General features: G+C 38.7%; 18 protein-coding genes, 1 pseudogene and 1 riboswitch. Of the genes and pseudogenes, 4 read left to right on the forward strand and 15 right to left on the reverse strand.

Going from position 1 to position 20,655, the window contains the following annotated elements; all coding sequences use genetic code 11:
* Positions 1–12: 12 nt before the first annotated feature.
* From B494_RS0102640 to B494_RS0102655, 4 genes are all read left to right on the forward strand, one after another.
* Positions 13–1,032, forward strand: coding sequence for a FecCD family ABC transporter permease (locus tag B494_RS0102640; protein WP_241211400.1), 1,020 nt, complete (start codon positions 13–15; stop codon positions 1,030–1,032).
* Between the two features lie 190 nt (positions 1,033–1,222).
* A complete protein-coding gene (locus B494_RS0102645) occupies positions 1,223–2,278 on the forward strand; it encodes an NAD(P)/FAD-dependent oxidoreductase (protein WP_017470812.1) in 1,056 nt (351 codons plus the stop codon).
* 77 nt (positions 2,279–2,355) lie between these two features.
* Positions 2,356–3,360 (forward strand): ABC transporter substrate-binding protein, encoded by a 1,005-nt coding sequence (locus B494_RS18845; protein ID WP_017470813.1) that lies wholly within the window; start codon positions 2,356–2,358, stop codon positions 3,358–3,360.
* A 20-nt stretch (positions 3,361–3,380) separates the two neighbouring features.
* Positions 3,381–4,316 carry an ABC transporter substrate-binding protein gene (locus B494_RS0102655; RefSeq protein WP_017470814.1) on the forward strand — a complete coding sequence of 312 codons (936 nt, stop codon included), beginning with the start codon at positions 3,381–3,383 and terminating at the stop codon, positions 4,314–4,316.
* Positions 4,317–4,706: 390 nt separating this feature from the next.
* Here the strand turns inward: B494_RS0102655 and B494_RS21695 are convergent.
* The 15 genes and pseudogenes from B494_RS21695 to B494_RS0102725 all read right to left on the reverse strand — a co-directional run.
* Positions 4,707–4,839, reverse strand: a pseudogene (locus B494_RS21695) (ISL3 family transposase); the annotation flags it as partial.
* 125 nt (positions 4,840–4,964) lie between these two features.
* Positions 4,965–5,822, reverse strand: coding sequence for an aldose epimerase family protein (locus B494_RS0102660; RefSeq protein ID WP_017470815.1), 858 nt, complete (start codon positions 5,820–5,822; stop codon positions 4,965–4,967).
* A gap of 144 nt (positions 5,823–5,966) precedes the next feature.
* Positions 5,967–6,719 carry a VOC family protein gene (locus tag B494_RS18850; RefSeq protein ID WP_017470816.1) on the reverse strand — a complete coding sequence of 251 codons (753 nt, stop codon included), beginning with the start codon at positions 6,717–6,719 and terminating at the stop codon, positions 5,967–5,969.
* 13 nt (positions 6,720–6,732) lie between these two features.
* The gene (proC, locus tag B494_RS0102670; RefSeq protein ID WP_017470817.1) at positions 6,733–7,536 is read right to left on the reverse strand and encodes a pyrroline-5-carboxylate reductase; all 804 of its coding nucleotides are present in this window, start codon (positions 7,534–7,536) and stop codon (positions 6,733–6,735) included.
* Positions 7,537–7,755: 219 nt separating this feature from the next.
* Entirely contained in the window at positions 7,756–8,568 is an 813-nt protein-coding gene (locus B494_RS0102675) for a MetQ/NlpA family ABC transporter substrate-binding protein (RefSeq protein WP_017470818.1), read from the reverse strand.
* A gap of 13 nt (positions 8,569–8,581) precedes the next feature.
* Positions 8,582–9,598, reverse strand: a complete 1,017-nt coding sequence (locus B494_RS0102680; RefSeq protein ID WP_017470819.1) for a uroporphyrinogen decarboxylase family protein — start codon at positions 9,596–9,598, stop codon at positions 8,582–8,584.
* Between the two features lie 127 nt (positions 9,599–9,725).
* Positions 9,726–10,427, reverse strand: coding sequence for a methionine ABC transporter permease (locus B494_RS0102685; RefSeq protein WP_017470820.1), 702 nt, complete (start codon positions 10,425–10,427; stop codon positions 9,726–9,728).
* Entirely contained in the window at positions 10,427–11,446 is a 1,020-nt protein-coding gene (locus B494_RS0102690) for a methionine ABC transporter ATP-binding protein (RefSeq protein ID WP_017470821.1), read from the reverse strand. Before B494_RS0102690 ends, B494_RS0102685 begins: the two co-directional genes overlap by 1 nt.
* Positions 11,447–12,100: 654 nt before the next feature.
* Positions 12,101–13,195 carry a 5-methyltetrahydropteroyltriglutamate--homocysteine S-methyltransferase gene (locus tag B494_RS0102695; protein ID WP_017470822.1) on the reverse strand — a complete coding sequence of 365 codons (1,095 nt, stop codon included), beginning with the start codon at positions 13,193–13,195 and terminating at the stop codon, positions 12,101–12,103.
* A gap of 16 nt (positions 13,196–13,211) precedes the next feature.
* A complete protein-coding gene (locus tag B494_RS0102700; protein WP_017470823.1) occupies positions 13,212–14,309 on the reverse strand; it encodes a PLP-dependent transferase in 1,098 nt (365 codons plus the stop codon).
* A gap of 150 nt (positions 14,310–14,459) precedes the next feature.
* Positions 14,460–14,565: riboswitch (SAM riboswitch) on the reverse strand.
* A gap of 128 nt (positions 14,566–14,693) precedes the next feature.
* Positions 14,694–16,007 carry a PTS sugar transporter subunit IIC gene (locus B494_RS0102705; protein WP_017470824.1) on the reverse strand — a complete coding sequence of 438 codons (1,314 nt, stop codon included), beginning with the start codon at positions 16,005–16,007 and terminating at the stop codon, positions 14,694–14,696.
* 278 nt (positions 16,008–16,285) lie between these two features.
* Positions 16,286–16,630, reverse strand: a complete 345-nt coding sequence (locus B494_RS0102710; protein WP_017470825.1) for a PTS sugar transporter subunit IIA — start codon at positions 16,628–16,630, stop codon at positions 16,286–16,288.
* 15 nt (positions 16,631–16,645) lie between these two features.
* Positions 16,646–18,556 carry a BglG family transcription antiterminator gene (locus tag B494_RS0102715; protein WP_017470826.1) on the reverse strand — a complete coding sequence of 637 codons (1,911 nt, stop codon included), beginning with the start codon at positions 18,554–18,556 and terminating at the stop codon, positions 16,646–16,648.
* 86 nt (positions 18,557–18,642) lie between these two features.
* Positions 18,643–19,947: a PTS sugar transporter subunit IIC gene (locus B494_RS0102720; RefSeq protein WP_017470827.1), complete on the reverse strand. Its 1,305-nt coding sequence runs from the start codon at positions 19,945–19,947 to the stop codon at positions 18,643–18,645.
* Between the two features lie 12 nt (positions 19,948–19,959).
* Positions 19,960–20,268, reverse strand: a complete 309-nt coding sequence (locus B494_RS0102725; protein ID WP_017470828.1) for a PTS sugar transporter subunit IIB — start codon at positions 20,266–20,268, stop codon at positions 19,960–19,962.
* Positions 20,269–20,655 lie beyond the last annotated feature (387 nt).

The following is a 20,655-nucleotide window of genomic DNA, read 5'->3' on the forward strand; positions in this document are numbered from 1 at the left end:
GATAAACAGTTTATTTCCAGCTACCAACAAAATAAGAAAAAGCGTAAGGTCTATACAATATTGATTATCATCCTTCTTATCTTTATCTCATTTATGATTAGCATGAATACAGGGTATATTAGGCTTTCCCCTTTACAATTGCTTGAAACACTGATTGGAATGGGGACAGAGCAACAAAACTTGATTTTGTTTGAATTCCGTTTACCGAGAATCGTGATTTCAGTCTTAGTGGGAATGGGACTTGCGTTAGCTGGGTGTGTTCTGCAGGGTGTTTCAGGCAATCCGTTAGCAGACCCAGGCATTTTAGGGATTAATTCCGGAGCAGGGTTAGCAGTTGTTCTGTTTATTTCTTTTTTCCCTTCAACCTCCGATGTTCCTGTTATGTTTCTGCCAGTTTTAGCTTTCATAGGTGCCGGCGTAACAGCTATTATTATTTACGCCCTCTCTTATAAGCGAGGCGAAGGCATATCACCCACAAGATTAATGTTGACGGGTGTTGCTATTGCAGCTGGGATTAGTGCTGCCATGATCATATTAACCTTACGATTGACCCCAGACAATTATCAATTTGTTGCGGTGTGGTTAGCCGGAAGTATTTGGGGATCGAACTGGATGTTTGTCCTCTCGTTGCTTCCATGGTTACTAATCTTGATTCCTTATATTTTTATAAAAGCTCGTGTATTAAATACGCTCAACCTTGGTGAAGTCACAGCAACAGGACTGGGCGTTAATATTGAAAAGGAGCGATTATTCTTACTTGCTGCTGCAGTGGCATTAGCAGGCTCAAGTGTGTCGGTAAGCGGTGGGATTGGTTTTATCGGACTGATCGCTCCACATTTAGCCCGTCAGTTAGTAGGCGGAAAACATCAATTCGTTATTCCAGCTGCTGCAGCATTAGGAGCATTGTTACTGCTAGTTGCAGACACAATTGGCCGCTGGTTCATTCAGCCATCTGAAATCCCAGCAGGAATCGTTGTAGCAGTAATTGGTGCACCATACTTCTTATATTTACTAGCAAAATCAAAAGCATAAAACGAATCTTTTAAGCAGTGGGGGTTTTCGTACTTCTCTTACTGATGGGTTGCTGAGTGAACCGGAATGAGCAGGTGTTATATTTCCCGCCTGAATACATTCTCTGTGCTCTATTGTTAACAATACTTTACACACTTTACAGACAGTTATCTGTGATAATATACATTACTATTTTAAAGGAGTAGATCTTATGAATTCTAATCAAATATATGATGTAACGATCATTGGTGGGGGTCCAGCTGGACTTTATTCAGCTTTTTATAGTGGATTAAGAGAAATGAAGACTAAAATTATTGAGTACCACACATTTTTAGGTGGGAAAGTTCATGTGTATCCAGAGAAGTTGATTTGGGATATCGGTGGGGTGACGCCGATTACAGGCGAGCAGCTTATTGAACAGATGGTTCAGCAAGCGAAAACCTTTGATCCGGAAATTGTTTTAGGTGAAAAAGTAACAGCGATTGAAAAAGATGATCAAGATCTCTTTCTTATTGAAACAGCAAGTGGTGAACAGCATATCTCTAAAACAGTCATCTTAGCCGTTGGGGGCGGTATTATTACCCCATCACGGTTAGAGCTGGAAGGAGCAAATCGTTTTGAAGTTAGCAATCTGAATTATACCGTAACATCCTTATCAAAGTTTCATGGAAAGACGGTGCTTATTTCAGGTGGTGGTAATGTAGCGATTGATTGGGCAAATGAGTTAGAGCCTATTGCGAAAAAGGTCTACCTTACGTATCGAAATGAAGGGTTGAAAGGGCACGAAGCAGAAGTGAAAAAATTGCAAAACAGCTCGGTTGAACTTCTATTAAAAACATCGATTCATAAATTGGTGGCAGACCATGCTCATGATCAAATTAACGCTGTTGAATTGCTCAATAAGGAAGATGCGTCTACCTTTAATATTGAGGTTGATGAAGTCATCATCAATCATGGCTATGAGCGTGATACAGCCCTTCTAACCCAAAGTGGCGTGGACGTGAAGGTAACAGAAGAATATCGTGTTGCTGCTTCCCCAATGTGCGAAACCTCTGTTCCAGGTCTGTTTGCTGCCGGTGATATTGTCGACCATGAAGGAAAATTTAAGTTAATTGCTGGTGCTTTTCAGGAAGCAGGTAATGCAGTGAACATGGCTAAACTTTACATTGATCCAGATGCAAATAATAGAGGGCGGGTCTCGTCTCATAATGATTTATTTCAAGAAAAAAACCGTGAATTGATTAAACATCTCTACAAAAGAGAGTGATATTCTTAAAGCCATTTGACATGATCAATTTTGGAAAAACAACAGGAATTCCACCATATGAAGGAGTGTATCTAACAGTGAAAAAAGGTAACGCTTTATACTTTTGGTTTAGTATGTTATTCATCGTTTTAACATTATTCGGTTGTAGCAAGGATGACTCAACCGAAGCCTCTTCCGATTTGAAATCAAATAATGGTACAAATGCAGAAACACAGTTGGTAACCCATGAATTAGGGGAAATAGAAGTACCGAAAAACCCTGAACGCATCGTCGTTTTAGGTCTTGAAGATATGATGTTATCACTTGAAGCACCTATACAAGCCACAACTTCAACAAAGGGACAATATCTACATGATGCGTTAATAGACTATGATGCAGAAATCATCGAAACGACCGGAATGAGTTATAGTTTTGAAGCAATACTTGCACAGGAACCTGATTTGATCTTAGTCGATGCAAGTCATGCAGGTACAGATGATGTTTATGAAAGGTTAACCGACATAGCGCCTACCCTTGCTTTCGATCGTGAAGATTGGGAAACATCGATACAAAAAATTGCTGAAATCTTTGAAAAAGAAGACAAAGCGAACCAAATAATCGAAAACTTTAATACAAAGCTTGCAGAAGCAAAAGAACAAATTATTGAGCAAGTCGGTGAGAACAAGACCGTAGCCTTTATTCGACCTTCTCAAAAAGACGTACAGCTGCTATTTCCAGGATTCGCTTATACTCGTGTGCTATATGATAACCATCTAGGCCTAGAAGCAGGTCCCTTAATCCAAGAATTACAAAAACAAGAAGATGATGATGCATGGGGAATCGTGATGTCCTTTGAGAAGCTACCTTATTTAGAGGCAGATTATTTATTTGTAACCGCAGGTATGTCATTAGGAAACGAGGAAGATAATGAACAGGCTTGGGCGATGCTTGAGGAATTAACAGAAGATACGCTTTGGCAAAGTATTCCTGCTGTTAAATCAGGCCATGTCTATACCGTATCGTCACGCCATTGGATGTTAAATGGTCCAATCGCAGATTCGAGAAAAATAGATGATGTCCTTCATGCTCTCACCAATCAGTAACTAGAAAAGGAGACGGAATCATGAAACAACTAAAAAAATTTTTAATCCCCTTCATTCTCCTTCTTTTTGTTTTAAGTGGATGCGATCAGAATAATCAAACAGACGGAGCATCAGAAACGAGGATATACACGGACTCAACTGGCGTAGAAGTTGAAATTCCACAGCAACCAGATCGCGTTGTAACGACATACTATTTAGATGCTATGCTCGCTCTCGGACAAAAGCCAATTGGCGTCGCTTCACATGTACTAGATAATGAGTATTTAAAAGAACAGCAAGAAGGTGTGATAGATATCGGTCACCCTGTTAATGTAGAGAAAGTATTGGAATTGAATCCAGATTTAATTATCACTTCAAGTCCAGACGAGGTGCAGCAACTTAGCAAGATTGCACCAACAGTTGTTATTGACTTCAGTGCTCTCGATGTTTATGGTCAATTAACTGAAGTGGGCAAAGTGTTAAATAGAGAAGAAGAAGCTGAAAATTGGATTGCCGATTATAAGCAAAAAGCGCAAGAGGTGCAAAACCAACTAGAAGGCGTCATTGAGCAAGATGAAACAGTCAGTATTTTTATGACCTATAAAGACATTTTACGTGTTTATGGTGGTCGAAATATTGGGCACATCTTTTACCGCTCTCTGGATTTAACTCCACCACCCTATGTACAAGAAAAAATCGAGGATGACCCTGAATTTGTGGAATTTAATACAGAAGAAATATCCATGGAAAAAATTCCAGAACTTGCTGGAGACCATATTGTCATACTTAACTATGGACCTGAAACAACCGAAGAAGGTGGGATGTTTCATGATATTGAGCGTAGCGCGTTATGGCAAAACCTTGACGCTGTTCAATCAGAAAATCTTTATGTGATTCAGGAGGATCCTTGGTTTATCTATTCTCCTCTCGCCTCTGAAAAATCATTGGAGCTGGTTGTAGATTTGCTGACGAAATAAAACAAACTATCATTCAAGGCAAGTCGTTATTTTAAATTACGAACGTCATTTGTGTCAATTCAATTTATTATCGTTTGAAATGAAGGCGAAACGGTTACAAAATAGAATAGATAAATAGGTTTGATTTCGTTTGTCTTGTGGGATGCTGCAAGTAATTAGGTTCTCTGTCAAGTGTGGTGGTGTAATGTTCACTCCACCATGCATCTTTGTTAAAAGCTTGCTAAGCCGCAGAGGGAAATATACTCGGTTCTTTCCGCGGACGAACGCCCAAGCCTCCTCGCAACGCCGGCTGTGGGGTCTCGGTCGCCCGTGTTTCCGCAGGAGCCTCGCATATTTCCTCTGCTATGTACTATTTCAAACGAGAGCCTTTTTAATCTATCGTTTCTATAATAATCGAAGGAGACGGTTCGTTGTCATCCCTACCAAGTGAGCTGCACAAAGCATTTGTACAACGTTGATAATCATCCACCATTTGTAATCGTTCATAAAAAGGACGACTACAATTTGGACACAAATATCTTCGCTACAGGAATCCCATCACGATAGAGGACACCACCACATTCAGTATAGAGCCAGTAATTATTATAACAAACACAAAAAAGCCCAAAGCAACATTTGCTCTGAGCTATAAATAATAGATCTTTTTGGCTAGACTACTTGAAAACTGACCCATGTTTCATGAGCCTGTTTGGGTTCGACAATAATTAATTCATCCTGATGTTCCAATTCACCAGTCTTGGCAGTCCAAGGTTCTACACAAACAAATTCCTTGTCTTGTTCTGACCATAAAACGGTATAACGAAAATCTTTTCCCATTTCGATATGAACATCGACATCATCAAACTTAGCGTCCACGGCTGTTCGCTTGTTCTCTAAAACGACAGCTTCCTTCAATTTTTCCAAATCGATTTTCCCTTCAAACGCTTTTGTTTTGCCATCATTATAATCATAATACGTTTCGGCATCAGTGTCGATCGATACGAGCTTTGAATTTGCTTTAAAATAAGGATGTAGTCCGGGATAAATCGGCATTGGAGTTGCGCCTACATTACGATAAGTTTGATAGATAAAGAGTTGATCTTCCTTAAGTGTATATGTAAAGATAACCTCGAAATCAAACGGGTAAGCTTCTTTTGTTCCAATGCTACTCTCAAATAAAATGGAAATAAACGCTTTTTCTTCATCAGCATACGTCTCAATAACTTCCCACGGATGAATACGAGCAAGGCCGTGATTGGGCATATGATAATGCTTATCCTCCCACTGATACTGACCGTTAGGTAATTGACCAGAGATTGGGAATAAAATTGGAATCCCGCCACGAATATTTTGCTTACGATCATACAATGTTTCTTCATTTAAATATAGCTTCTCTTGACCTTTGGTACCATAGCCAATTATAATTCCGCCACGTTCAGGGCAAACGGTAATCCACGACGTGCCCTCTTCATTGCTTAGTTGATACATCGCAAACATTTGTTTTTCAAAGCTTTCAATTTTATACATATGTTAGATATCCCCTTAACGATTTTTGTTCATCTCTCTATCTAAGTATGTAGTCTAAGCCTAACCTAATACTTAAGAAAATACTAGGTCAAATCACACCTACTCTATTATACTAAAAATCGTCGAAATTGAATATCTATTTTTTTATTTTGTCGATCGAAGGCAGTAATTTGCCCCGTTCATCTCTATTAACTTTGTCTCAGGACTATCAATAACAAGTTCAGAGAGCTGTGCCTTTCTTGCTTCTTTAAATACAAATACTTTATCATCAAGCGTTAAGCGAGTCGGACTCTTTTTTTCAATAGGAAAAACAGTCGCCCAATGGTTAACCGTTGCTTCTGGATCTGGCACGTGAAAAACAGCTTCCGACATAGTGAGTTCACCAAGTGGATGTTCAGAAATAATGCTCGCTTCACGTAATTGTTCATATCTTTCTTGATCCGTTCCCGACCATTCAATGACAAATGGATAAGGTAGCCCTTGAAAGTCTCCGGCTATCGTCATCATCTTCCACTCAATCAGTTGGTTTTGCGCATTATATCGCTTGCCCGCCATAATAGGAGAAACATCAATGTGATGCTCGATTAATTGTTCTCGAATCGCTTCAATATTATCTGTTCGTAAAGCTACTCGACTAAATCCTTCGTGATCAGGTAAACATTTAACCGCATCTTTTACCACTTGATTTGGCTCTGTAATCGATTCAGCTAACTGACGATCCTCAATGCCAAGGAACTCCAAGTAAGTTAAACCAAAATAACTTAAAACGTTATACGTTCCCCATTGCTTATGTGAACCACCTTGAAATGCGGTGATGCCTTGTTTTTCAAAGGTTTGACGAGCATGTTCTAAATCATTAACGTAATGGACGGTATGATCCCAAATTAACTTTGCCATCTTTACTCTCCTCCTATTGATTTGCTAATTCTGTTGTTCGTTTAACTGCTTTAAGTACACTGCGCTGTAAGCCAGCAGCAAAGTCTGATCCGTTTAATTCATGCAGCGCATTGATCCCAACACCAGCAGGTGAGTTGTTAATGTCCAATAATTGACGAGGGTGCTTGTCAGATTTTTTGAGCATCTCGACAGCACCTACCATATTTTCTAGAGCGACTTCCCAAGCTATATCACGAGGTAGACCGGCGAGAACACCAGCATCCGCTAAAGACTCAATAAAATAATAGATGTAATTAGGACCTGCTACACCATAGCCCGTAAATATATCAATTAATTTCTCATCAATGTATTTTACTTTGCCAAATCCATTTAGGAATGGATCAACATCTGCTTGATTGGCATGTCGATTTAAGGCGACGCCACTATAACCTCTTCCTGTATCGGTTAACGTATTTGGGATCACACGGGCAATCGCTCGGTTTTGCTCAAACCACCGTTCAAATTGATCAATCGTCACACCTGCTACAATTGAGATAACAGTCGCAGCTTTTGAGCCATAGTTATTAATCACTTGGCAGACTGATTGGAGATCATCTTGTGGTCTGACACCAATAACAATAAGATCAGCATCCGCCAGGAACTGCGTTTGCTGTTGACCAGTCTCAATTTGATATGTCTCCGTTAAATACGTTTGGCGCTCTTCACTAATATCGGTCACCGTTATATCTTTTGTTGTTAACACGTTATTCGCTAAAATCGCTCGAATCATTGCTTCAGACATTTGTCCGCCACCAATAAAATGCACTCGATTCCCCATTACCATTCACTCCTTCTTTTTTAACCGTCCGTAAGCACCCATCTCAAATTAGAGAGTAGAGCAAATCTATTCCGGTGGGTGATAACGGCCGCTAATGTCCTGATTTATTCAACTAACAAACACGAAAACCATTGTTACAAACAGTCTCAAGCTAAACGTGCCAAAAAATCAGTAGAGCCATTATTGATCTCTACTGATTTTCTTTAATCAGCAACTTACTTAATTATTCTCCCAAGCTTCTGGTAAAACAAAGCCATCATACTTTGATTCACCTGTAATATATGCTTCAAATTCTGCTGATTCATATGCCGCTTTTAAGTCTTGAGCCCATTCTTCATCTAAGTCTTCTTCTAATACGGTGACAATAATGCGATGCTCCTCAGGTGTGTCTTCAATCGCTAAGCCATCAGCAATACGCATCCCTGCTTCAGCAATATAATTCCCATTAATAATACCGAAATCCACATCTTCTAATGAAACGAGAATTTGTGCTGGATCTAACACTTGAAAGTCAACCTCATAGTCTGCTGCTGACACACTACTTAAATTAAAATCTGTGGTTCCTGCATCATCTGCAATCGTTACCCAACCTAAATCTTCTAGAATACGGACAGCCCGTTCTTGATTAACTGGGTCATTAGGAAGGGCTACTGTTGAACCATCTTCGACCGCATCTAATGAATCGTGGCGTACAGAATGAAGTGACTGCGGTGCTCCAGGCGCAAACGCTAATCGCGTCATTTCAATTCCTAACTCATCGTTAATCCCTTCCATGTACGCTGTACTTTGAAACACACTTGCATCAATAGCTCCCTCTGCCATTGCAGGGTTTACTTGCATATTTTGTGAGAATACTTGGATTTCTACTTCATAGCCTTGTTCTTCTAAAATAGGTAAAATACCTTCTCTAAATTGTTCTTCGTAAGTTCCAACACCAAATCCGACGGTAATTGTATCCGTGTCATCTTCTCCACCACACGCTGCTAATACGACTACTACAGTTAAAATTAACAAAAATATTTTTTTCTTCATTTCTTTTTGCCCCCTATTGTCTAATGCTATCTCTTAAAGATTGAAGTGCTTGATGTGTGGCATCAGGAGATACCGCACAATTTGGCACTAATAAAAATGGTTGACCTTCCATAATGGATAAAGCCTGTTTTGCTTGTAATTGAATCGACGTTGGATCATCAGTATTGAATATATGATGATCTACCCCCGCTACTTTAACTTTCTCAAGCGATACCGATAAATCAGGATTTCCAGTAGCATCAGGATCCCAACTTATCCCTTCAACAGGGTAATCATTAAAACGCGCTGGATCAGCATAAGCACCACAAGTATGCAAAATCCGTCCACCTGGATTAATCGCTTGTAATACGATCATATCATAGGGGCGTGAGAACTCATTAAATTGCGCTTCAGTAAATAAATCCGGGTGTGCCGTACCGGTTGTCGCATAAAATAAGCCATCGACACCGTTTTTTTCAAGCTCCTTAATGTAATCTGCCATGGTAAGTGCAATCGCAAGTAGCGCTTGATGAACCTCACTACGATGTGTAGTAAGCAGGCGGTGAAAATCAATCGGTTGCTCACTGCCATACATCGTTTGATCAACGTAAGAAATATGCCCTGCTAAAAACATTAAAATGGTTAGTGGTGAAAACACCGTTTGGACAATTGGCATGTCGTCTAACCCTGTTCTGATTTGTTTAGCCGCATCAAGCTGTTCTTGCAGTGGCTCAGACTTTGAGATATTAAGTCGAGTAATTTTACTCAAATCACTTGGTGTTTGCACGACAGCTTTTACTTGTTTTGGGAAAACCCATTGATAGTCAGTAAAATCATAAACGTTACCAAAGGCTTCCGCTAAATAAGTGGCTCTTGGATTTATTTTAATCCAATCCCAATCGTACTGTTTGGCAAAACGAATCGTTGCATCGGCTAAATCATTAGCGGTATGCTCTTCATCTAAAAAATGATGCCAACCACTAACCAACGATCGATCATGCACTTCCTGTGACAGAATTTTTTTGAACTGCGCTCTTTTATGATATGGCATGTACCTCTCTCCTTTTTATCACAGATAATCGTCCGTAAAACACTCACACTAAACGGACGCTAATGCCCTGATTCACTCAACTAACAATCAGTTGGCTAATAACGAACGCTCCTGATTGAAGGTGGTTTTATCGACGGCGTATCAAGCGAGCCACTGTATTTCCAGTAGACTGGATCAGTTGAACAATTATAATAAGAATAAAAATGGTTGCAAACATCGCAAACGTGTCATAGCGCTGATAGCCATAAATAATCGCAATATTACCAATACCGCCACCGCCTACTACTCCAGCCATTGCTGACGCGCCAATTAATGAAATCGTCGCCGTCGCAAGTGAGAGAATTAGCGAACCAAATGCCTCTGGTAAAATAAAATACCAAATAATTTGAAATGGGGTTGCCCCCATAGATTCAGCTGCCTCTATGATTCCCGGTCCCACTTCAAGTAATGAATTTTCAACAAGTCTAGCAATAAATGGGGTGATGAATATAATTAAAGGGACAATTGCTGCGTTTGTTCCAATTGACGTCCCAACAATACTACGTGTAAATGGTATCATCGCTACCATCAGAATAATAAATGGTACAGATCGAACAATATTAATCAAAAAGTTCAAAATAAAGTAAACAAACGGCACAGCAAGTATGCCCCCACGCCTGGTAACAACAATGACCACACCCAATATGGAACCAAAAATCGTCCCAATTAAAAGCGACATTCCTACCATATAAAGCGTATTAACGATTTCTTCCAAGAACTCTTGAAGGGTAACATTTGTATTAATAATTTCTCCCAAGAACTCTTGAAGGGTAACAGCTGGATTAAACATTAAATAGACACCTCCTCAATGCGAACACCTTGTGCTTCTAAATAGGCAAGTGCATTAGCTTTGTCTTCTTCCTTCCCCTCAATATCCAAATACCAAATTGCGAGTGTTGTATCTTGTATTTCAGTCATATTGGTGAATACAGCACTTACTGTTAACCCAAAACGTTGTATTAATGTTGCGAGTATAGGTTGAGTCGCATGCTCACCAACCATTTCAAGTTTCGTTAAGGCATGCACACCTTGTTGTTTCAACTGCTCTTGGATTTGACTTGGAACATCGGTTCTAACAACTGTTTGGACAAAATTACGCGATGTTGGGTGCTTCGGATGGCCAAACACATCAAGAACCGATCCCTCTTCGATTATTTTACCCTCTTCCATAACGGCAACTTTATTGCAAATTTTTTGAATCACTGACATCTCATGCGTAATTAACATAATGGTAATCCCGTATTCTTTATTTACACGTTGTAATAAATCAAGAATAGATTGTGTCGTCTGAGGATCTAAGGCAGAGGTTGCCTCATCACATAATAGTATTTTAGGATTTGAAGCAAGTGCTCTAGCGATCCCAACGCGCTGCTTCTGTCCACCAGAAAGTTCACTCGGATAGTTCATTGCCTTATCTGCTAAACCGACAAATGCTAATAATTCTGAAACACGCGCATGTATTTCTTTTTTTGATTTTTTCGCCAAGATTAACGGCATCGCGACATTTTTATAAATGGTCTTGGATTCTAGTAAATTAAAATGTTGAAAAATCATCCCAATTTGTTTTTTTATTTGACGAAGTGCGCTTGGTGGTTGATCAGCTAAGTGTGCACCATCAACGATAACACTTCCCTCTGTCGGCTCTTCCAGATAATTGACCAAACGAACTAATGTGCTCTTTCCTGCACCACTGTAACCGATCACCCCAAAAATATCTCCTTTTTCAATCCTTAAATCTACCCCTTCAAGGGCATGAATTTCTGTATCTTTTTTTTGATAAATTTTATGAATGCCGCGTAGCTCAATCATGATGGCCCCCCTTTTCAAAAACATGTTAGAAAAACGCATGTTCGCTTATCCTTAGGTGAATAGACTAATTTTTCTTATACTTATTTTAACAACCTTGCTTCTCGCTGATTTGCTAAAATTTATGCTTTCTATCCTAACACAGGACAAAGCGCATTGAATAGATCGGAATAATATGTATTACAGATAAAAAACATGACCTAACATCCTTATCATAAGGTATAAGTCATTGGCGTTCTTAATTCTTTAAACTTGAAATCCCCGCCTCAAAAGAGAGAGTGGAGATAACGTCTTGATTCACTCGGGGCAACAGGATGTTGGTCACACAAGCGTCTTCGCAGGACGCGAAGACGTTAGCTTGTGTTCCTCAGTTGGTGGGGTGGGTAAGATCGTAGACTAAAACCGCCACATCTTTAAGAAGGATTACATACGAAGACCACCATGTCCTGTAGCCCTCCGCCCACTGGTTGTTCATCTTATGCTTAAATGTATAAATTGAAAAGCAAGATAGCTTGGTGTTAATCATAGGTGCGCATATATTTAGTTACTTATTACTTTACCAAATGAACGCGTCAACTGTCTATTTTTTTAACTTTGATGAAGAAGCGGTCTATCATCACACCGCCGTGTAAGTATCTCTTGCAAAAGGGATTCACTTTAACCCCAGACTTCCTTTGCAATCTCAACAACATGCTTAAGTTTATTCCATTGATCTTCTTCAGTCACCAGATTTCCGTGGTGTGTAGAAGCAAATCCGCACTGTGGACTTAAACACAATTGATCAAGTGGAACATGTTCAGTTGCTTCTTTAATCCGTTTTTTAATCACTTCTTTATCCTCAAGCTCCGCGCGTTTTGATGTAATCAAACCGAGCACAACACGAGGTCCACCATTCGGGATGTGTTGTAATGGTTCAAAATCACCTGAACGGTCATCATCATATTCCAAGAAAAACCCGTTTACCTTTTCTTTAGCAAAAAGCGTAGGGGCAATTAGGCCATAACTACCGCCAAATGCATAGGTTGATTGATAGTTCCCGCGACAAATGTGAGTGGTAATCGTCAAGTCATCTGGTTTGCCTTCAAGGACGCCATTAACGACCCGAAGTGCTAAGTCTATTAAATAATCACGTGAATATGGTCCACTATCAAAATCAATGTCTGGTGATGATAACGCCGCTAAATAGACATCATCAATTTGCAAATAACGGACACCTGCCTGATAAAAGGCTTGCACTGCATCACGATAAGCTTGAATGATATCTGTAGCATAGGACTCATAGTCTGGATATATATCATGGTTAATGATATCCGCATGGAATAATTGGTTTGGACTTGGAATGGTTTGTTTTGCAATGGCTCGCCCATCAACAATTGCATTAAATTCTTTAAAGTCTTTAATAAATGGATGGTCTGGATTAAAAGAGATCTTGCCCACATTGCGGACATTATAGGGTTCAGTTTCAACCCCCGCAAAAGCATAGCCATGGTCTGGAACATAACCTTCAAACCCATTTAAATGTTCTAAGAAATCAATGTGCCACCAATCTCGGCGGAATTCGCCGTCTGTAACTACCTCTAACCCTGCCTCAATTTGTCGATTAACAATACGATTGATTTCTTCTGTCTCAACCTCTCGCCGTTCAACTAAACTAATTTTACCTTCTTTGTAATCACGTCTTGCTTTTTTTAACCGTTCTGGTCTTAACAAACTTCCTACGTGGTCTGCATGAAATGGTGCTTTAACTGTCATTTAAATCCCCTGCCTTTTATTTTAGTTTTGATAAGCTTGTTTCTAGGTCTAACATAATGTCTTCTTTCGCTTCTATTCCTATTGAAAACCTTAATAAGGTTTGATCAATGCCTCGAGCAATCCGTTCTTGTTCCGGAATATCTGCATGGGTCTGTGTCGTCGGATAGGTAATCAAACTCTCAACGCCACCGAGGCTTTCTGCAAAACTAATGATGCGAAGCTGTTCTAAAAAAGGTTTAACCCAAATCTGCTTTTGCAAATAAAAAGATAACATTCCCCCTTTTCCCGGATAAATAACTGATGAAATCTTTTCGTGATTTTGTAAATAATCAACAATATGCTTTGCATTTTCTTGCTGTTGTTTAAGCCGGAGCGGCAATGTTTTCATCCCCCTAATCACAAGCCAAGCATCAAAAGGGGATAATGTTGCCCCAATGTTATTATGCAATACCTCCAATCGTTCAGAAACTTCTGAATTTTTAGATACAACTAGACCTGCTAATACATCATTATGTCCGGCCAAATACTTAGTCGCACTGTGAATGACGATATCCGCCCCAAGCGCTAACGGTTTTTGTAAGTAAGGGGTATAAAATGTATTATCTACAATTACCTTGAGATCAAATGATCTTGCCACATTACTCACTTCTACAATATCCAATTCTTCTAAAAGGGGGTTAGTAGGCGTTTCAAGAAAAATTGCTTTCGTCGTCGGACGAATCGCTTGGTTTAATGCAACACTATCTTTAAAGTCCAAATAACTGATCTCGATTTGATATTGCTGTGAAAGGTGATCAAATAAGCGATAAGTCCCTCCATATATATCTGTAGGCACAAGAAGATGGTCTCCTGCTTGGAACAATGAAAGAACTAATTGGATAGCAGCCATTCCAGAACTACAAGCAAACCCGTGTGTTCCCCCTTCTAAGTCAGCAATTCCCTGCTCTAAAACATGTCGCGTCGGATTCTTTGTCCGGGTATAATCATAGCCCGTTGATTCACCTAAAGTAGGATGACGATAAGCCGTTGAAAGGTGGATCGGTAGGCTAATCGCACCCGTATCATGATCGCCACGATTCCCTAATTGAGTCAAAAGTGTTTCATCTCGGTACATCGTTCCTTCACCTCATTTCAAACAAATATTTAATTGCCTCACACTTACCCTGAAAATGCTCATGTCTAAACAATCACTCAAGGCTTTTTACTATGGATATTAAAAAAAGACCTTCTAAGAAGAAGGTCTTTATCAATAACAGAGCCGTTCTTCTTATCTTCTAGGCATTGCCTATTGGAATTAGCACCGTACCTTATCGCATAAGGTGGTTGCTGAGACTTCATCGGGCCAATCCCTCAGTCTCTCTGGATAAGAATTATTTAATTACGTTAAGTTTATTATACAAGTTTATGAAAAGCAATACTTTTTTATTTTCCATTTGAAAATTCCATCAGCTCTTTCCTTAAATCAAACGTACGAGCCACTGTGAAAATGCTTATATGACTATGCGTTTGAAGCCTTTGCTGCTTTATTAGCAGCCACTTCAGGATCTTCTCCTTGCTCAACTAAAAGAGCTTCTCTATCTAATGAACGAAAGAATGGATAATAGAGCGCTAAAGAAACAAACAATAGCACTAACTGTAAAATCGGGACACGCCATCCACCCTCTAAAAAGCCATTTATAAAAATCGGTGTTCCTAATGGGACACCTATTCCTCTCAGAGGTTCAACTAGGCCAATTGTTGTTGCAATCATAGCGATGATACTTGTCGCTAATGGGGCAATAATTAATGGAATAAGCAATTTCATATTTAAAACAAGTGGAACACCGAACATAATTGGTTCGTTAATCCCTGTTAGTCCTGGAACAACAGCTAACTTCCCTAATGTTTTGTAGCGCTTAGATTTAGCCATCAATAATAAAACTGCTAACCCAATCGTTGCACCGGTACCGCCTATTGCCGTATAGGTCATAAAGAATGCACCACCAGCTATCGTATGTGGCAGTTCTACACCTGCTTGATAGGCTTCTAAATTTTCTAATCGCAAACTTGTCCATATCGGCAAGATAACCCCCATGACGACAATCGTACCATGAATACCGAAAAACCAAAGTAAACTCATCACAAAAACGACAATTAAATAAGCCCACCAACTTCCACCTAGATTCACAAGAGGAACTTGAACTAAAGTATAAATAAACTCATGTATATTTCCAAACGGCGTTAATTCAAAGATCCCTCTAATCATTAACATCAGAATAATCGCCATAAAAGCAGGGGTTAATGCTGCAAATGACTTCTCAATTGTCGGGGGAACACCCTTTGGCATCTTAATATAATAACCATTGGCAATAATGAGTGTGGAAAGTCTTCCAATCAATACACCGATCAATATCGCAACAAATAACCCTGTTGATCCTAACCACTGAAAACTTAAAGCTAAGGTTGCCTCGTCATTTAACACGCCCAAAGGTGTAACAATGAAGAAGCTCATTAAAGCGACGACACCAGCGGAGAAGGCATCACTTTTAAATTGAGTTGCTGTTGTATAAGCAATGGCAAATACAGCATACAAAGCAAGTAAATCTATCGTGATCATCGGCGGTATTTCCGTTAACGCTTTCAAACCTGTATTTACTAAAAATGTTTGATAAGCTGGAATATTAATGGTATCAATTAAAGTGAAAATAGCACCACCTAAAATAATAGGCAAAATCGATGACAAGCCATTCGAAATACTGTTTATATACTTATTTTTTTGTATAGCCGAAGCAAATTTTTGAACTTTAACACGAAAACTTATTGTTTGACTCATGACAAGACCCCTTTATTTTTATAATCAATGAATACATTGTCACCTTACATCACGCGCTAATCAGCGATGTCTATAGTCGTAACAGCAATATTATGATCAACTAAGTCTTTCAATCGATCTTCTATGTCACCTCTGCGTTTCTAGCATAGCTATACAGCTGGCAAAAGTTCTGCTGCTACAAGCATCAACGCTTTTGTCTTTTCCTCTATTTACTGCAACTTCATTCAATTATCAACTGACATACTGACAGAAAAAACGCACATTCATGCTAATGTTTTTCACTTATCTTTATCCTCTACTTTGAGTTGGCTTTCTAACCGAATACGACACTTAATTTCTTCGACCATCTCAATCGCCAACTCTTTAATGGTTAAAGCATTCATCAAATGATCCTGTGCGTGTACCATTAATAAAGAGACAGCTGTTTGAACACCTCTAACTTCAGCTTGAATTAACTGAGTCTGCACTTGATGCGCAACATTTAAACTGTCCTTTGCTTTATTGAGCAAAGCTTCAGCCTTAGTTATCTCTCCACTTCTTGCCTCTCTAATGGCCTTTATACAATTTGCCCTTGCATCTCCACCGTTTGTAATAATTTGCATGATTTCTTGTTCTAATTCCATTATAATCCCTCCACATCAGATCAGCAGTTCAAGTTCTGCCATAAATTGACGAAAATTTTTTGTCTGGATTAACCGTTGTCGTATATAGTCATGATCCATCAGTCGCATTAACAAACGACTTAATTCCTTATGCAAAAACAAGTGACCAGACTTCAAGTTAATTAAAAAGATAATTTGAATCATTCGCTCATTATAGTAGATTGGCTCAGGTAATAACGTGACACTAACCGCATCTTTAATAGCGTCAAGCTTCATCGCATGCGGGCCGGCCACACCACTTCGGTAAACCGTGGTAAATTTCTTTTCCCTCTCTAGCACAGACTCAGGGAAATGGTCAACAGCATACCCTTTAGTAACCAAGTCATTCGCTCTTAACTTTAATAAACTTAAATAATCGATATCGCTTTCCCCTCGATAAAAGATATCTTCATTAAACAAATCTTTCAAACTCGTTATTTCTTGATTATCTAGTTTGTGATAAATTTGAAAAGAAATAATATCTTTTATTCTTCGCATTTCATTTTCATCTATCCATTCGTTAATTTGAATAATTGGGACCTGGGCATAACTGGCTTCCATTGGCACGGTACTTAAAAACAAATCAGGTGGATCATCTTTATATTGTTTAAAGTTGTTAATGGAAGCTGTTGAAATATAAGCATTTGAGAAAATATTTTCTAAACTTAATCTAAGTAGTTCAGCACTACCACCACCTGTTGTACAAATAACAACAATCCGTTTATACTTTTCTAACGAGACGCTTTTAATCCGCTCTAAATGTGCAGCAAAATGAATCGCTACATAACCCACTTCATCACGTGACATCTGATAACCGTATTGCTTCTCAATTAATTCACTAAATCGAAAGGCAATAACAAAGACATTCGCATATTTACTATATATTTCTTCAACTAAAGGGTTTTCCAACTGCATATTATAGTACAGTCGCTTCATTAAAGGGAGCATGTGAAAGAGTAAATCATTTCTAAGAACTGCGTCATTAGTAAAATACGTGGAAAATGCACGATCCAATGTTTGTAAAATATCGCCTAGTTGATTATCTATTTCAGCCTTTTCTTGATCATCAATTTTACCGATAGAAACTTTACCAGAAATATGTGCAGCTAAAAACATCATTTCACTTTGTGGTAAAACAACATCATATTTTTTATTAATCCAAGTTACGATCTGTTCCGCAACCTGAAAGTAAGCTTTATCTGGCTCAACTTTTAAATGCTTGTATGAAGAAACAAAATTACTTTTTAACGACCTGAAAATTAAAATCCGAATGTGTCGTACGACATTTTCAAAAGCAACATCACTCATTTTTAAATCATTAACCATTAAAGCCTCATTAACGATCTTTCTCAATTCATCTAAGTTAAACACGTGTCTAAATGTCTTAAATTCTTTAACAGGCGTTAAATAGTAGTCTGTTAAAACATATTTCGAAAAAGCTCTTCGATAATCACTCTCTTCCCCTAAAACACGCAAACCGTAATGTACTTTCTTTTCTAAAAAAAGATCAGCAGCTGAAACCTGCTTTTCCACTTCTTTTAAGTCTTTCACAATTGTATTACGACTTACATCCATACTGGTTGCAATCTGATCAATCGTTACATAGTCTTCGGCTTGGAGTAAAAACGAAATAATGAGATTAACGCGCTGTTGAGGATTATAGATCTCACTTCTTTGCATTGCCTTGTGTACAAACTGATCGTACCCTTCACGAGAAGTAATATGAAGAACATATCCTTGTCCGCGAATCAATTCAATCTGAAAGCCATTTTTGCTTCCAATTTGATTTGAATCCCGTACAATATTCCGAATAGAACTTTCTGATAAGTCCATTTTCTCTGATAGTACAGCTTTTGTAACTGGGCGATCATCCTTTTCTAAAATTCCCAGTAATGTCATTGTTCTCATATTATTTCACCTCTACACCTTAAAACATTTATCCCCTAATAACATGTGTTCAAAGGGCTCAGCGAAATTACCAAGCCCCTTAACCACTAACTTACTGACGCGCTATTACTCGATGCTGACTGAGTAGACTCACCTTCTACACGAAGTGCATCACGGTCTAAACTGCGTAAAAATGGATAATACATCACAACAGATACAGCGATCAGTATAGCTTGTAAAATAGCTACTCTAAAACCACCTTCTAGAAAACCATTAACAATCAGTGGCGTTCCTAATGGTAAGCCAATTCCTCGTAATGGTGGGACGATCCCGGCAAATGTGGCAATGATAGCAATCACTGATACGACAAGCGGCGTAAATATTAATGGAATTAATAGCTTCATATTTAGGACAATAGGTATACCAAACATAACCGGTTCATTTATACCCGTTACACCCGGAATAATCGCAAGTTTCCCTAACACTTTATAGCGTTTTGATTTAGCAAATAACAACACAAGAGAGAGACCTATGGTCGCACCAGTACCACCTAGAGCTGTGTATACCATGAAAAATGACCCGCCAGGAATCATATGCGGTAAAGGTTCTCCAGCGCGGAAAGCCGCTAAATTTTCTAAGCCTAGGCTCGTCCAGATTGGCATAATGACACTCAAAACGACAATCGTTCCATGAATACCGAAGAACCAAAGCACACTCATTGCTGCAACAATAATAAGATAGGCCCACCAACTACTCCCTAAATTAGTTAATGGCACTTGTAAAATAGAATATATAAATTCATGAACATTACCAAACGGCGTAGCTTCAAAAACCCCTCTAATTAACAGCATAGTAAAAATAGCCGTAAATGCTGGTGTCAAAGCAGCAAATGACTTTTCAATTGTAGGGGGTACACCTTTCGGCATTTTGATATAAAGACCTCGCTCTAAAATAATCGGAACTAACCTTCCAATAAATACCCCAATAATGATAGCGACAAATAACCCTGTCGCCCCTAACCATTGAAAGCTTAACGCCATCGTCATATCATCATTTAGGACGCCAATTGGTGTTACAATTAAAAAACTCATTAAAGCGACAATACCACTCGAAAAACCATCACTTTTAAACTGTTTGGCTGTATTAAACGCAATCGAAAATACTGCATATAAAGATAATAACTCAATAGTTATAGCCGGCGGTATTTGTGTTAGCGCTTTCAAATTGGTGCTTTCTAAAAAATTTTGGTACGCTGGTATATTGATTGTATCTATTAATGTAAAGATTGCCCCGCCTAATATGACAGGTAAAGCAGATGCTAACCCGTCAGAAATACTATTTACGTAACGATTCTTTTGAATGATAGAAGCAAACTTTTGAATTTTTATTTTCATATCCGCATCTTTACTCATTATTTTAACCCCCTATCCATTATTCATCAATTCAAATGCAACATCAAGCACTTTTCCACCGTTCATCATACCATAGTCGGCCATATCAATAGTTGTGACTGGCATCTCGTTATTAACAAGCTCTTTCACTTCATCTTCGATATGTCCCATTTGAGGACCTAACATAATAATATCTGCCGGTAAGTTTTCAGTGATTTTGCTTTCACTACACGCCTCAATAAAAACATCCTCACCTCTTTTTATAGCTTCTTCTTTCATCTTTTCAACCAACATACTTGTCGAAAACCCCCCTGCACAAGCTAACAGTATTCTTTTACTCATCATAAACCCTCCTCTTTTATTTTTTCAAAATGTCCCTAAAACACCTTACAGTTTTATTGTAAACGGATACATTAAAAAGAAAAAGAACAATAATTATCACTTAAAATGCAAAATATGGACTAATAAAACGAACCTTAAATCAGTAGGCACTGTTGTTCTTCTAACACCAATTGTTAGTTAAGTGAATCAGGACGTTAAGCCTCACAACTAGATTTGTCTATTTTGAGCGTGGTGTTTTACAGTGGTTTCTGTGATAAAAGTGTAAATAAAAAGAGCCTAGGACAAAAGAGTAACAAGATAAGAAAAATCCGAACATTAATGTCTGATACATATAGCGCTTCGGTAAAACACTTCGCTTTCCGTGGGCACGGCTTCGGGCCTACAGGA

It is taken from the genome of Amphibacillus jilinensis Y1 (genome assembly GCF_000306965.1).
Lineage (GTDB): Bacteria > Bacillota > Bacilli > Bacillales > Amphibacillaceae > Amphibacillus_C > Amphibacillus_C jilinensis.

Coding starts and splice junctions, on each gene's coding strand:
- B494_RS0102645 (WP_017470812.1), top strand. CDS start 1,223: ATGAATTCTAATCAAATATATGATGTAACGATCATTGGTGGGGGTCCA.
- B494_RS0102655 (WP_017470814.1), top strand. CDS start 3,381: ATGAAACAACTAAAAAAATTTTTAATCCCCTTCATTCTCCTTCTTTTT.
- B494_RS0102660 (WP_017470815.1), bottom strand. CDS start 5,822: ATGTATAAAATTGAAAGCTTTGAAAAACAAATGTTTGCGATGTATCAA.
- B494_RS18850 (WP_017470816.1), bottom strand. CDS start 6,719: ATGGCAAAGTTAATTTGGGATCATACCGTCCATTACGTTAATGATTTA.
- proC (WP_017470817.1), bottom strand. CDS start 7,536: ATGGGGAATCGAGTGCATTTTATTGGTGGCGGACAAATGTCTGAAGCA.
- B494_RS0102675 (WP_017470818.1), bottom strand. CDS start 8,568: ATGAAGAAAAAAATATTTTTGTTAATTTTAACTGTAGTAGTCGTATTA.
- B494_RS0102680 (WP_017470819.1), bottom strand. CDS start 9,598: ATGCCATATCATAAAAGAGCGCAGTTCAAAAAAATTCTGTCACAGGAA.
- B494_RS0102685 (WP_017470820.1), bottom strand. CDS start 10,427: ATGTTTAATCCAGCTGTTACCCTTCAAGAGTTCTTGGGAGAAATTATT.
- B494_RS0102690 (WP_017470821.1), bottom strand. CDS start 11,446: ATGATTGAGCTACGCGGCATTCATAAAATTTATCAAAAAAAAGATACA.
- B494_RS0102695 (WP_017470822.1), bottom strand. CDS start 13,195: ATGACAGTTAAAGCACCATTTCATGCAGACCACGTAGGAAGTTTGTTA.
- B494_RS0102700 (WP_017470823.1), bottom strand. CDS start 14,309: ATGTACCGAGATGAAACACTTTTGACTCAATTAGGGAATCGTGGCGAT.
- B494_RS0102705 (WP_017470824.1), bottom strand. CDS start 16,007: ATGAGTCAAACAATAAGTTTTCGTGTTAAAGTTCAAAAATTTGCTTCG.
- B494_RS0102710 (WP_017470825.1), bottom strand. CDS start 16,630: ATGGAATTAGAACAAGAAATCATGCAAATTATTACAAACGGTGGAGAT.
- B494_RS0102715 (WP_017470826.1), bottom strand. CDS start 18,556: ATGAGAACAATGACATTACTGGGAATTTTAGAAAAGGATGATCGCCCA.
- B494_RS0102720 (WP_017470827.1), bottom strand. CDS start 19,947: ATGAGTAAAGATGCGGATATGAAAATAAAAATTCAAAAGTTTGCTTCT.
- B494_RS0102725 (WP_017470828.1), bottom strand. CDS start 20,268: ATGAGTAAAAGAATACTGTTAGCTTGTGCAGGGGGGTTTTCGACAAGT.